The organism is Streptomyces sp. NBC_01275 (assembly GCF_026340655.1).
In the GTDB taxonomy this organism is placed as follows: Bacteria; Actinomycetota; Actinomycetes; order Streptomycetales; family Streptomycetaceae; genus Streptomyces.
In genome coordinates, this window is sequence record NZ_JAPEOZ010000001.1 from 8,683,567 (window position 1) to 8,697,253 (window position 13,687).

The window sequence follows — 13,687 nt, forward strand, 5'->3', positions numbered from 1 at the left end:
CCCCCGCCCGGAGGCGTCCACCACGATGAGCAAGCAAGCGCAGCCCGGCAGGCCCGGAACGGCCCGCCGGACCATGAACCCCGCAGAGAGCAACCGCCTCTTCGTGTACGAGTACGACCGGGGCAGCAACTACGAAGAGGACACCCGGCTCACCGCCGCCCTGTCGGCGCTGCTGCCGGAGGACGGGCTGGTCCATCCGGACCAGCGGCTGTTCCAGACCGTGCACCTGATCACCGAGTACGCGTGGTGCGAGATGCACTACGAGATGCGTCGTGCGGCCGAGAGCCTGCGTGAGCGCGACTACCTTCTGGCCGCCCAACTGCTGGAACGCGCCGCCGCGACGGGCGGCGTCGCGGTCCGGGCGCTGCAGGTGCTGCTGGACTTTCTTCCGCAGGAGAGCCTGCTGCTGATGCGTGAGACCTTCCCGGAGAACACCACGGGTCTCGACTCGCCCGGCGCCCGCAACCTGCGCCGCGCGGCCACCGCGCTCTGGCAGGAGACGGAGGCCGCCATCGCCCGCGAGGGGATCGGCGTGCGGGAGCTCATCACGGCGCAGGGTCGCGGCGCATCGCCGGCCCGCGAGGACCGGGCCCCCGACCTCGCCCTCGTACGGCAGGCGCTGCTCCGGCTCGACGGGGCGGTCGCCGCCTGGAAGCACCATCACCTGCGGCTGGTGTGGTCCCAGCTCGGCGGTCACCCCGAGACCGCTCCGTCCGCCGGTCCGGACACCCGCGACGACCTGCCCAAGAGCCTGCGCGGCCAGTCCACGGCGGGCGTCCGCGCCATGGCCGAGCGAAGCCTCTTCCCGCGGCTGTGGGACTCCGTGGACGACACCTACCGGGCGTTCGTGCCCGACGAGCAGACACCCGCCTGAGCGCCGGGCGCCGAGCGCCGATCCCTCGCCCGACGCGGCCGGGACGAAGAACAGCCGAGACGAAGAACGGAAGGACACGACTGCCGTGACGGCGACCGAATCCGAGACACGCGGCACCGGTGAGCTCACCGCACTGGTGCGCACGGCCTGGGCCGACGCACTCGGACACGACGAATTCACCGACGAGGACCACTTCTTCCGGGTCGGCGGCCACTCCCTGGGCGCCCTTCACGTGGTCAGGGACCTTGGCGCGGAGCTGGGCCGGAAGATCCCGGTGCGGGTCCTCTTCCGCAACCCCACGGTGCGCGGTCTGGCGCAGGCGCTCACGGCCGACGCGCCGCAGGAGCGCTCGTGAGCGGCCACGTGGCGGGGCTGCCGGTCTCGGCCGCCCAGACGGAGATCTGGCTCGCTGACCGCTGCGAGCCGGAGTCGGGCCGCTACAACGTGCCGGTGGCCCTGGAATTCCTCGGCGACCTCGACGTACGGGCCCTGCGGCTGGCCCTGTCCGACCTGCTGGCCCGTCGGCCCGCGCTGGCCGGTCGCTTCGACACCGAGGACGGCGACCTCCGGTTCCACCCGGAGCCGAGGGCGCCGCTTCCACTGGGCGTCGTACGGCGGTCCGGCTCGTGCCGCTCCGAGGCCGCGCGGGAGGAGGCGGTTCGGGCGGCGCAGCGTCCCCTGGATCCGAGCGGCGCGCCCCTGCTGCGCGCCGAGGTGCTGCACCACGACGACGGGGCACTGGTCGTCCTGACGACGCACCACATCGTCGCCGACGGGCGCACCTTGGACGTCATCGCGGCCGACGTACTCGCCGCCTACCGCGGTCGTGCCTCCGCGTCCGAGGCCGCCACCGCCGACGCCTTCGTCCAGCCGTCGCGGTCCACCGCCCATGACACCGAAGGAGCCGCGGAGGCCGGAGGCGCCGAGCGGGCACCGGCCCCGTACTGGCGCGACCTGCTCGCCGACGACCCCGTCACCCTCGGCCCGCTGCCCGATCTGGTCCGCGGCGAGCAGCAGCTGCGGGGTACGGCCGGTTGGGTCGAGCGCACCCTGGCCCCGGAGCGCCTCGCCGCCGTACGAGACCTCGCCGTCGGGCACTCCGTGTCGCCCGCCGTGGTGCTGCTGGCCGCGTGGAGCCTGCTGCTGCACGCCTGGTCCGGCGAGCAGGACGGCGTTTTGGGCATGCCGTTCGCCGGCCGTGACGCGCCGGGCACCGAGGACGCGGTGGGCCTGTTCACCCGAGTGCTGCCGGTCCGCAGCCGCATGGCTGCCGACGAGGGGTTCGGCGAACACGCCCAGCGCCTGGGCGAACAGGTGCTGGACTCCATGGAGGCGCTCGCCGACGGTGGACCGCCGCCCCCGGCGACCGCACCCGCCTACCGGGCCGTGTTCCTGCACCAGCCCCGCACCGGCGGCGCCGAGGAGGTGCCCGGGGCCGTCGTGCGCGTGGTGCACCTGGACACCGCCTCGGCGAAGTACGACCTCGCCCTGGCCGCCCTGGAGCACACCGACCGGCTGGTGCTGCGGATCGACTACGACACCAGCCTGTACACCGGGGCCTCCGCCGCGTTGATGGCCCGCCAGCTCGACGCGCTGCTCTCGGCCGCAGGACGCCCGGGCGCCCGCTGCGGTGAACTGCTCGCCGCTCTGGCCGAAGTACTCCCGGGCGACGGTCCGGCTGAAAAGACCGAGGACGGCGCCGCTCGGCCGAGCGTGCCCGAGCTGGTCCTGCGGGAGGCCCGCCGCGCCCCCGACGCCGTCGCCGTCGTGCACGGCGAGCACACCCTCACCTACCGCGCCCTGACCGAGGCGGCGGCGCGCGCCGCGCACTGGCTCCGGTCCGAAGCCGGCGTCCGCGACGGTGACCTGGTCGCGCTGTCGCTGCGGCCCGGTGCGCACACGATCACCGCGATGCTGGCAGTAGCCATGGCCGGGGCCGCCTATCTGCCGCTCGACCCCGACCACCCCGACGCCCGGCTGCGGCTGGTCCTGGACGACGCCCGTCCCCGGCTGCTCATCGCCGAGTCGGCCGACACCGGAGGGGTGCCGGACGGCCTGCCCGTCCACACCACGCGGGACATCGCCCGCGCGGCCGCCGCCCTGCCCGGTACGCCGCCCGTCGTCGACATCGGCCCGGAGAGCGTGTTCAACGTCCTCTACACCTCCGGCTCCACCGGTCGCCCCAAGGGCGTTCTGCTGCACCACGGCGGTGTGGTGCGCCTGATGCACCGGCCGGACTTCCTGCCCCTCGGACCCGACGACACCGTCTCGCACCTCTCCCCGCTCAACTTCGACGGCGCGACCTACGAGATCTGGGGCGCCCTCACGCACGGCGCCCGGCTGGCCGTCCTCGACAAGGAACTCGTCCTCGACCCACCCGCCCTGCGCACGGCTGTCCGCGACCTGGGAGTGACCACCCTGCTGGTGACCACCCCGCTGCTCAACCGCGTCATCGAGGACGCGCCCGACCTCCTCCAGACGCTGCGGCGGGTGTACTTCGGCGGCGAGCTGGTCTCCGTCCCGCACCTGCGCAAGGCACTGCGCTGGGCCCGCCCCGGGACCCTGCTGCACAGCTACGGCCCCACGGAGAACTCCTTCACGTCCACCTGGTGCCCCGTCGAGGAGGTACCCGAGGCGGCCCGCACCCTGTCCATCGGCGCCCCGGTCCCCGGCACCCGCGCCCACGTCGTCTTCGAGGACACGCTCGTCCCCGCGCCGCCGTACATGCCCGGGGAACTCGTCCTCGGCGGCGACGGCGTGGCCCTCGGCTACCTCGGCGACCCCACCCGCACCGCCGAGCGGTTCTGGGCCGACCCGTTCGGCATCGAGCCGGGCGGCAGGCTCTACCGCACCGGCGACCGGGTGCGGTGGACCGCCGACGGCCGTCTGGAGTTCATCGGGCGGGCCGACAACCAGATCAAGATCAGGAGTCAGCGAGTCGAACTCGGTGAGGTCGAGTCCGCCCTGCGCGCCCACCCGGACGTCACCGCGGCCTTCGTCACCAGCCGCCGCAACGACCGGGACGAGAAGGAGATCGTCGGCTACGCGGTGCTCGCCCGGCCCGGCGCCCAGCCGGAGGTCATGCGGCACCTGCGGGCCTGCCTGCCGACGTTCGCCGTCCCCTCCCACCTGCTCGTCCTCGACGAACTCCCGCTCACCCCCAACGGCAAGATCGACCGGCGGCGCCTGCCCCGGCCCGAGGACACCCCGGTGCCCGCGCCGGCTCGGCCCGCGAACCGCGAGTCCGCCGCCCCCGCACCGGGCCTCCAGCAGGCGGTCGACGGCGCATGGCGGGAGGTGCTGGGCGAGCGTGCCTTCGGCCCCGACGACAACTTCTTCGACGTGGGCGGGCACTCGCTCCTCCTGGTCCGGCTCCAGGCGGCACTGCGCCGTGCCACCGGGGCCAAGCCCTCCATCGCCGACCTGCTGCGCCACACCACCGTCCGGTCGCAGACCCGGCTGCTCGGCGGCGACGAGAGCGACACCCCGCGTACGGCCGCCGCGCGCTTCACGGCACGGCCCACGTTCGGGCCCGACGACGACGCCATCGCCGTCGTAGGCATGGGGGCGCGGTTCGCCGGCGCCGCCGACCTGGCCGCCTTCTGGGACAACCTGCGCACCGGACGGGACTGCTTCTCCGAGGGGCCCGGCCCGCTGATCACCGAACTGCCCGGCGGCCAGCGGCGGGTGGCGCGTTGGGGCATGGCCGCCGAGGGCGCACGCTACGACGCCGACTTCCTGGGCTTCAGCGAGGACGACCTGCGCCACGGCGACCCCCAGCAGGGAGTGCTGCACGAGGTGCTGTGGTCGGCCGTGGAAGACGCCTCCCTGCGGCTGTCCGACATCGCCTCCCGCACCAGTCTCTACGCGGGCTGCGCCAAGGTCCTCGACACCGACCCCGAGGCCCGGGTGGACGACGTCGTCAACGCCGACCCCACCTTCGTCGCCTCGCGCTTCGCCTACCTGCACGACCTGTGGGGTGAGGCCCTGCTGCTCGACACCGCCTGCTCCACGGGCCTGTACGCGGTCCACCTCGCCTGCCGCAGCCTGCTCACCGGCAGCAGCGACTACGCCCTCGCCGGGGCGGTCTCCCTCGACCCGGCCTCCGACGGCAGTTACCGCCACCGTCCGGGTCTCCTCTACGCCGACGACGGCATGTGCCGGCCCTTCGACCGGCGCGCCTCCGGAACCGTGGGCGGTTTCGGCGCCGGAGCGGTGCTGCTTCGGCGCCTCGCCGACGCCGAACGCGACGGTGACCCGGTGTACGCGGTGATCCGGGGGAGCGCGGTCAACAACGACGGCAAGGCGCGCATCGGTTACTCCGCGCCCGGAGTCGAAGGCCAGTCGCGGGTGATCCGCGACGCCCTGGCCGCCGCCGGTGTCAGTGGGGCCGACATCGGCTTCGTCGAGGCCCACGGCACCGGGACCCGGCTCGGCGACGCCATCGAGATCACGGCCCTGGCCGAGGCGCTCGGGCGGACGGGCCCGCCGGTCGCCGTCGGATCGGTCAAGGCCTCGATCGGGCACTGCAACACCGCCGCCGGCATCGCCGGACTCATCAAGGCCGTGCTCGCCGTCCACCACGGGCACCTGCCCGCCACGCCCAACACCGCCGAGCCCATCGACGAACTCGCCGCGGGCCGCCGGCTGTCCCTCCTGAGCGAGGGCCGTGCCTGGGCCGAGCGGACGGACCGGCCGCGCACGGCCGGTGTCAGTTCCTTCGGCGTGGGCGGCACCAACGCCCACGTGGTGGTGCAGCAGCACCGGGCCGCGTCGGCAGCCCTCCTCCCGCAGCCGGAAAGGGTGTGACCCGCGGTGACTCGACCCACGACCCGACCCATGACCCGACCCCCGACCCCACCCATGACCTCGACGGACATTCCGCGCGTACTGGCCGTGTCGGCCCGGGACCCCGAGTCCCTGGCCGACACCTGCCGCCGACTGGCCGCATGGCTGGAGAACACGCCGGACGCCGACCTCGACGACGTGGCCCTGACCCTCCAGACCGGTCGTGAACGCTTCCCCTGCCGGTACGCCGTCACCGTCGGCTCCGTCGCCGAGGGCGCCGCTCTGCTCGCGGACGCCGACACCACCGCGGGCCCCTCGCCCGTGCGGGCACCGGCCGACGGGCCCGTCCTGCTGCTCGCCGGCGCGCCGATCACCACGGCGCCCGTGGACCTCCCCGAGGTGGCCGACGCCCTGCGGGTCGCCCAGGAGCACGCCGACTGCGCGGCAGGCCGTACCGTGGCCGTCCTCTACGGCCTGGTGGCCTGGCTGCGCGCCCACCGCGTGACCCCGTGCGCCGTGCGCGGCACGGGACATGGCGCTCTCGCCGCCGCGGCGGCACGCGGTGACCTCGCCCTGGCCGACGCGCTGCTGGCCGCCGCCGCGGGCGCCTCGGTCGCCGACGAGGAGCTCCCCGAGGACCACGCCGGAACACCTGTCGTGGTGATCGGCGCACCCCGGACAGACACGGTCGACGCGCTCGCCCTGGACCCGGCCGACGGCTCCTCGCACGCGCGGCTGCTCGCCGAACTGTGGCGGCAGGGCTACGACGTCGACACCTCGCTCGGCCGCCCCGGCCGCCGGGTCCGGCTGCCCGGCCACCCGTTCCGGCGCCGCGAACCGGGCGGCCCCGCGACGGCCGAAGCGGCCGCCACGCGCCCCCTCACGCCGTACGAACAGCGCTGGCTGTTCTACGACCTGGTCCGGCACGGCTCCTCCGGGGACCACAACGCGGCCGTCGCGACCGTCGTACCGGGACCGCACCCCGCGCCCGGCGCCCTGAGCGCCGCCTTCGCCGAACTCCAGCGCAGGCACCCGGCCCTGCGCACCGTCTTCAGCGAGCCGGGCGGGCGCTGGCAGGCCCGCACCCTGCCCACCCCGGACGCCCGGCCGGCCCACCTCGCCCCCGACCCCGACGGCGGGGCGGAACACCTGCGGGAGGCGGTGCTGGACGCGGCACGACAGCCGCTCCGGCTGCGCGACACGCCGTTGGTGCGCTGCTGCTTCCGCGGTGGACCCGCCCACTGGGCACTGGCCCTGGCCGTCTACGAACCGCTCACCGCCACGCTCGACCCCCGGCGCCTGCTCGACGAGCTCGTCGGCCTCGTGGGCGCCGACGCCCCGCCGCCGCAACCCCAACTCGCCTGACACGGAACGGAATCACCATGACACTGCTGCACACCCCGCCCCACGCGCTGCCCGCCGACTGGTACGGCGCCGCGCCCGCCCCGATCGGTGTCGACCAGGCCTTCAACGGCTATGTCGCCGCAACCGTCGTGCACACTCTGGACCGGCTGGGCGTCTGGGACCGCCTGACCGCCGAACCCCGCCTGGACATCCCCGGCTTCGTGCGTTCCGCCGGGCCCGCCGTCCGCGAACGCGTCGTCCGCGAGGTCCTGCGCGCCGCGGCCGTCTGCGGCTGGCTGCGGCTGGAGGACGGCGGCGACACGGCCGTCCTCACCGACGCCGGACGCGAGACGATCCGTATGCGCGGCTACTTCACCTGGGCGGTCGGCGGCTACAGCGACGTTTTCTCCGGCGCCGCCCGACTGGCCACCGGCGAGGCCACGTTCGGCGACAACCTGCTGCGCGACGAGGCGATGGTCGCCCTCGGCTCCGGCCAGAACGACCGCCCCTTCATGTCCACCACCCTCGACGAGGTCCTCGGCGACATCGACTTCCACACCCTCGCCGACCTCGGCAGCGGCATCTCCGCCCGGGTCAGCCGGGTCGTCGGCGACCGGCCCGGCACCCGCGGCCTCGGCCTGGACATCAGCGGCCCCGCCACCGAACTGGGCCACCGCACCATCGCCGAGGCAGGCCTGGAGGACCGGGTCCGGGCGATCCGCGCCGACGTGCTCGACGTGTGTCACCGCGAGGCCCACCGCGACGCCATCGCCGAGGTGGACACCGTGATGAGCTTCTTCCTGCTGCACGACCTGCTCGCCGACCCCGACACGCGCCCCCACCTGTTCACCCGGCTGCGCGAGGCGTTCCCGGCCGCCCGGACCTTCGTCCTCGCCGACACCATGCTCCGCCCCGAGGCCGAGGGCTCCGCCACCCTGCCGGTGTTCTCCCTCGGCTACGAACTCGCCCACGCGCTCATGGGCGTACCGCTGCACACCAAGGAGACGTACGAGGAGCTGTTCGCGGCCGCCGGCCTCCACCCGGTCCGCACGGTCCCCTTCGGCACCCCGCACTCGTGGCTGTACGTCCTGGAGGCGCGGTGAGCGTCAACCCCCGCGCGGTCCTGCGGGAGTTCTCCCCGCGTACCCGGGCCGTGCTGGCCGTCAACGCGGTCAACTCCTTCGGCGGCGGCCTGGTCCTGCCGTTCCTCTGGATCTACCTGGACCAGGTCCGCGGCCTGGCGTCCTGGATCCCGGCCGCCACCCTCGCCGTCCAGGCCGCGACCGCCGTCGTCGGCGGCCTCGCCTGGGGCGCCGTCCTGGACCGTCTCGCGCCGCGCACCGTCGTCACGCTGGTGATGTGCGTCGCCGGCCTGGGTACCGGCCTGTACGCCTTCGTCACCTCGGCGCCGGCCGCGCTCACCGCCGCCGTCGTGTACGGGCTCGGCATCAGCGGGGTGGGCACGGTCCTGCGCTATCTGTACGCCGGTGCCGCCACGGCCCGGGAGCGCGGGCTCTCCTTCTCGGCCGACTACGCCGTGTTCAACGCGATGACCGGGCTCGGTGTCCTCGTGGGCGGGTTGGTCGCCGCCTCGGGTCCGGGGTCCCGCGCGGCCCGCTTCACGGCGCTCTACGTCGCCGACGGCGCCACCTTCCTGGCCGCCGGCGCGGCCTTCCTCCTGCTGCTGCCGCGCATCGAGCGCGGCGGCGCGAAGACGGCGCCGACGGGACCGGTCGGTTACCGCGAGGTGCTGGGACAACGGGCTCTCGCGGTGCTGCTGGCCACGGTGACGCTTTGTTCGCTGGTGTCGTACGGGCAGCTCAGATCCGGGCTGCCCGGCTATCTCACGGCCGGCGGCGCGCTGGGCCCGGAGGGACTGTCCGGCACCTTCGCCGTGAACATCGTCGTCGCCGTGCTCACCCAGGTGGTCCTCGGCGAGCGCGTCCAGCGCGTGCGGCGCAGCACCGTGCTGTCCCTCACCGGCCTCCTGTGGGCGGCGGCCTGGGCCCTCGTCCTGGTCGCGGGCCGCCAGCACGGCACCGCCGCGACCGTCACGGCCATGGCCGGGGTGCTGCTGCTGTCGGTGGGGGAGGCCCTGGTGTTCCCCGTGGCCACCGGCCTGCTCAACGACCTCGCCGGGGAACGCGCCCGGGGCCGGGTCAACGCCATGCTGTCGGTGGCCGTCTCCACCGGCTCGGTGGCCGGTCCCCTCCTCGCCGGGGCCACGCTCCCGCTCGCCGACGGTCTGCCGCTGGGCGTCGCCCTGATCGCCGTCTGCGCCGCCGTCGCCTTCGTGGGACCGGCACTGCGCCGCACCCTTCCCGCCGGCGCCGACCTGCCCGACCCGGCACCGGAAGCCCAGGCCGACGAGCCCGCGACCGCCGCCCCCGTCACCGCCGCCAGCGGCTCCTAGGAGGAAACCGTCATGCAGCACTGGCCACTGAGCGGACTCACCGTGCGCACCCCGCTCGTCGAACTGCGCTGGCCGACCCCGCAGGACCTCGACGCCCTCGCCGCACTGGGCGCCGAGGGCGTGCACGCACCCGGCTTCATGCCCTTCTTCTCGCAGTGGACGGACGGCGATCCGGCCACCGTCGCCCGCCGGGTCCTCCAGCGCCACTGGAACGCCATGGCCCACTGGAGTCCCGAGGACTGGACGCTGTACCTGGTGGTGGTGCACGACGGCGAGGTGGTGGGCTCCCAGTCGCTGGGCGCACGCGACTTCGCGGTGACCCGTGAGGTGCTCCTGACGTCCTGGCTCGGCCTGCGCCACCAGGGCCTGGGCCTGGGCGGCCACGCCCGCTCCGCCGTCCTCGAACTCGCCTTCGCCGGCCTCGGCGCACAGGACGCGTTCTCCGTGGTCCGGCGGGAGAACACCGCCTCACAGGCCGTGTGCCGCAAGTTCGGCTTCTCCCACGACGGCACGCAGGTCAACGCCGTACGCGGACTGCGCGCCGTCAGCGACCGCTACCGGCTGCGCCGCGCGGACTGGGAGGCGTCACGCGTCGTCCCAGCGGAGATCGGTGGCCTGGAGCCGGCGCTCGACATGTTCGGAGCCGAGGCCACGACGGGCGCACCCGGGGCGATCGCGCCGGCCCAAGCACCCGCGGCCACCGCGCTGTCCGCCGCCCTCTCCGGTGTGCGCTACGCACCCGATCCCGACCACGTCGACGCCTGAGGACGGCCGGCCATGACTCGCCCCGTGATCGCCGTCGTCTACGACTTCGGCTCCGTCGCCCCCGCGGACATCGTGGGCCGTCTCGAACCGCTCGGTGACGTAGTCCTCGCCGTGTGCCGCTCGGCCCACACCGAGCAACTCTCGCCGCTGCTGGCCGACTTGGCTCAGGTCGTAGCCGTGAACGGTGACAGCGCACACGCCCTCGACGAAGCCGCCGCGCGGCTCGCGGCACACCGCCCCGACGCCGTGCTCACCTTCAGCGAGCGCCGGCTCGGGACGACGGCGGAACTCGCCGCGCGGCTCGGGCTGCCGTACCACGACAACGCCACCGTGCGGCTGCTGACGGACAAGTACGAGCAGCGGCGCAGGCTCCGGGAGCGGGGCGTGGACCCGGTGCGGACATGGCTGCTGCGCGCCCCGCGCGACTGGGCGCCCGCTCTCGCCGCGGTGGGGCTGCCCGCGGTCCTCAAGCCGGCGCGCGGCGAGGGCAGCCGCAGCACCCACCTGGTGCGGGACGCGGACACCGGCGCCGCGCTCGCCGCGGGGCTGCTGGCCGGCCCGGACGGGGAGACGGCCCTCGTGCTGGAGGAGTATCTGGCGGGCGTCGACCGCGCCCCGTTCGGCGACCACGTCTCGGTGGAGAGCGCGGTGGTGGACGGCCGGGTCACGCACTGGGCGGTGACCGGCAAGTTTCCGCTGGCCCCGCCGTTCCGCGAGGTCGGCCACTACTGGCCGGCGCCGCTCGCCGCTGCCGAACGGGCGACGGTGCTCGATCTGGCCGGCCGCGCGGTCGAGGCTCTCGGCCTGCGCACCGGCATCACCCACACCGAGGTCAAGCTGACCGCTCAGGGCCCCCGGCTGATCGAGGTCAACGGCAGACTGGGCGGCTTCCAGAGCGGACTGGGCCGACTGGCGGGCGCACTGGACCCGGTGGCCCTGGCGGGGCGACTGGCGCTGGGCGGCCCCGCCCCCGAGGCCTGGGCGCCGCAGGAGCGGGTGGTGTACGCCCGCGCGGTGCCGACCCCCTCCGAGGGCGGCTTGCTGACCGGCGTGCACGGCGTCGCGGATGCGCTCGCCCTGCCCGGCCTCGACGCCTACGAGACCCGAGTGGCGCCCGGCACCCGGCTCCCACCCGGCGTCGGCACCGCGGAGCTGGCCGTGCTGTGGGGCACCGCCGACGACCACACCGCCATGCTCGCCACCCTGGACCGGGCCCTCGACGCCCTCACCTACACCTTCGCCGACGCACCCGGCGCACTGGACACACGCACCGTGCGCGCCCGCGACCTGGCCGCCCACGGCCCGCTCACCGCCCTCGACCGAGCTCCCGACCGAGCCCTCGACCGAGCCCTCGACCGATGAAAGGCCCCCAGATGACCACCGAGACGCCGACGTCCACCCCGGCCCCGGCTCCGCGTGCGGCAGGCGCCGAGATCCGCACCGACATCCCCCAGTTCCTGCCGGTGGCCGGGCACCACACACCGGCGCCCTTCTACCTGACGGCCGACATGTTCGGCGGCGTCCCCGTCGAGCTGGCCGGCGGCCCCATCGACCACCTGGTCGGCAGGCCGGTCGCCGATCCGCACCGGCACGAGGTCGACGAGATCTACTTCCTGGTCTCGCCCCACCCCGGCGGCGCGCGCATCGAGGTCCTCGTCGACGGCGACCGGCACGAGCTGACCTCCCCCGCCCTGCTGCGCGTTCCCGCCGGGGCCGAGCACCGCTTCCTCACCCTGGAGGCCGAGCCCGGCAGTTACTGCTTCGGTCTCCTGATGGGCGGTGAGCGGTGACCGCCCCCGCCGTCCCGCGCACCCCGACCGGAGCGCCCGTGCGCCTGCACCTCAGCGAGAGCCCGTACGGGCCCAGCCCGCACGCCCTGCGCGCCGCCCACGAGGCCGTCGACGACACCGGGACCTATCCCGACCACGCCCGCACCGCGCCCGCCCAGGCCGTCGCCGAGCTGCTGGGCGTCCGGCCGGACCAGGTCGCCGTCGCCAACGGCAGCGACGAACTGGTCCTGCTCACCGCGCTGTGCCTGGGCGACCGGCACCGCCCCGGGGTCACCACCGCGGGCACCTTCCCCGGCTACCGGATCTGCCTGGAGAACGTCCGGCGCGGCTGCCGCGAGGTTCCCGTGGACGACATCGCCGCCCTGGCCGACGCCTTCGACGGCGCGGGCGTGGTGTACGTGTGCAACCCGCACAACCCGACCGGGGGCACCCTGGACCGGGCCGCGTTCGACCTCCTCGTCGAGCGGGCGACCGCCACCGGCACCCCCCTGGTGGTGGACGAGGCCTACCTGGACTTCGCCCCGCCGGGCACTCCCCAGGTCCTCGACCACCTCGGCACCGGCGCCCCCGTGCTGGCCCTGCGCACCTTGTCCAAGGCGCACGGGCTGGCCGGGCTGCGCATCGGCTACGCCGTGGGCAGCGCCGACCTCGTAGGCCGGCTGCGCGAGGTGCAGGGCAGCATGCCGTTCAGTGTCAACCGAGCAGCACAGGCCGCCGCCGTGGCCGCGCTCGCCGACCGCGACCACCTGGAGCGGGTACAGCGGGGCAACGCCGTGGCCCGCGAGCGGTTCCGCGCCGATCTGTCCGCCCGGGGGCGGCTGGCGCTCCCGTCGGTGACCAACTTCCTCGCCGTACCGGTGCCCGACTCCGCACGGGCCGAACGGCTGCTGGAACGCGACCACGGCATCCTCGTCCGCGACGCGGGCCGCTTCGGACTCGACGGGCACCTGCGCATCTCCGTCGGAGAGGCCGCGGACCTCGAACGCCTCCTCGACGCCCTCGACGTCGTCGCCCCCGTCAGCGACCCCGAGCTCGACCGGACGCCCTCATTCCGCACCACCGCACAGGAGCAGCAGCCGTGACCCGACCCATGGCCCTCGACACCGACCGCCTCCGGCTGCGGGAGGTGCTGGCGGCCGAGGCCCTGGAACTTCGAGAGGGCCGGCCCGGCGGACTGGAGTGGCTGGGCGGAACCCCCGGGGAGGGCTCGCGGGAGGCGGCGAGGATGCTCACCGGGGCCCACTCGGCCGGACTGCACCGGCCCGGCTGGGGCATGTACGTGCTCGTCCGCGCCGAGGACGGCCTCGTCGTCGGCGGCATGGGATTCCACGGCCCGCCGGAGGGCGGATCCGTCGAGATCGGCTTCGACCTGCACCCGGACGCCCGCGGCCGCGGTTACGCGACCGAGGCCCTGGCCGCGCTCGCCCACTGGGCGCTGCACGACACGGGCGTCGACACGGTCATCGCCACGACCACGCACGCCAACACCTCCTCCCAACGCGTCATGGAGCGCGTCGGCTTCGCCCGCCGCCCCGACCACGACGGGCAGTTCGTCTACGCCCTCACCGACTGACCGGGCGCGGGCCCGCACTCGATGCAGCGTCGGCCGCACCCGCTCCAGCGCCGGCCCGCACCCGGTCGGGCGTCGGCCGCGCGCGATGCAGCGCGGGGGCCCGTACCTGATCCGGCGTCGGCCGCACCCGATGCAGCGCC

General features: G+C 75.0%; 11 protein-coding genes. All 11 read left to right on the top strand.

Features of this window, described 5'->3' with window-relative positions; all coding sequences use genetic code 11:
• Window positions 1-25 precede the first annotated feature (25 nt).
• Window positions 26-874, top strand: a complete 849-nt coding sequence (locus OG562_RS38145; protein ID WP_266406174.1) for a hypothetical protein — start codon at window positions 26-28, stop codon at window positions 872-874.
• A gap of 85 nt (window positions 875-959) precedes the next feature.
• Entirely contained in the window at window positions 960-1,229 is a 270-nt protein-coding gene (locus OG562_RS38150) for a phosphopantetheine-binding protein (protein WP_266406176.1), read from the top strand.
• A complete protein-coding gene (locus OG562_RS38155) occupies window positions 1,226-5,683 on the top strand; it encodes an amino acid adenylation domain-containing protein (protein WP_266406177.1) in 4,458 nt (1,485 codons plus the stop codon). Before OG562_RS38150 ends, OG562_RS38155 begins: the two co-directional genes overlap by 4 nt.
• A gap of 30 nt (window positions 5,684-5,713) precedes the next feature.
• Window positions 5,714-7,027, top strand: a complete 1,314-nt coding sequence (locus OG562_RS38160; RefSeq protein ID WP_266406178.1) for a hypothetical protein — start codon at window positions 5,714-5,716, stop codon at window positions 7,025-7,027.
• 17 nt (window positions 7,028-7,044) lie between these two features.
• Window positions 7,045-8,109, top strand: coding sequence for an SAM-dependent methyltransferase (locus OG562_RS38165; RefSeq protein WP_266406180.1), 1,065 nt, complete (start codon window positions 7,045-7,047; stop codon window positions 8,107-8,109).
• On the top strand, window positions 8,106-9,419 hold the full coding sequence (locus OG562_RS38170; RefSeq protein WP_266406181.1) for an MFS transporter: 1,314 nt from the start codon (window positions 8,106-8,108) through the stop codon (window positions 9,417-9,419). The genes OG562_RS38165 and OG562_RS38170 overlap by 4 nt, the downstream gene beginning before the upstream one ends.
• A 12-nt stretch (window positions 9,420-9,431) precedes the next feature.
• Window positions 9,432-10,184 (top strand): GNAT family N-acetyltransferase, encoded by a 753-nt coding sequence (locus OG562_RS38175; RefSeq protein ID WP_266406182.1) that lies wholly within the window; start codon window positions 9,432-9,434, stop codon window positions 10,182-10,184.
• A 12-nt stretch (window positions 10,185-10,196) separates the two neighbouring features.
• A complete protein-coding gene (locus OG562_RS38180) occupies window positions 10,197-11,546 on the top strand; it encodes an ATP-grasp domain-containing protein (RefSeq protein WP_266406183.1) in 1,350 nt (449 codons plus the stop codon).
• Between the two features lie 11 nt (window positions 11,547-11,557).
• On the top strand, window positions 11,558-11,974 hold the full coding sequence (locus OG562_RS38185; protein WP_266406184.1) for a cupin domain-containing protein: 417 nt from the start codon (window positions 11,558-11,560) through the stop codon (window positions 11,972-11,974).
• A complete protein-coding gene (locus OG562_RS38190) occupies window positions 11,971-13,056 on the top strand; it encodes a histidinol-phosphate transaminase (protein WP_266406185.1) in 1,086 nt (361 codons plus the stop codon). Before OG562_RS38185 ends, OG562_RS38190 begins: the two co-directional genes overlap by 4 nt.
• Window positions 13,053-13,547, top strand: coding sequence for a GNAT family N-acetyltransferase (locus OG562_RS38195; RefSeq protein WP_266406186.1), 495 nt, complete (start codon window positions 13,053-13,055; stop codon window positions 13,545-13,547). The genes OG562_RS38190 and OG562_RS38195 overlap by 4 nt, the downstream gene beginning before the upstream one ends.
• Window positions 13,548-13,687: the final 140 nt, after the last annotated feature.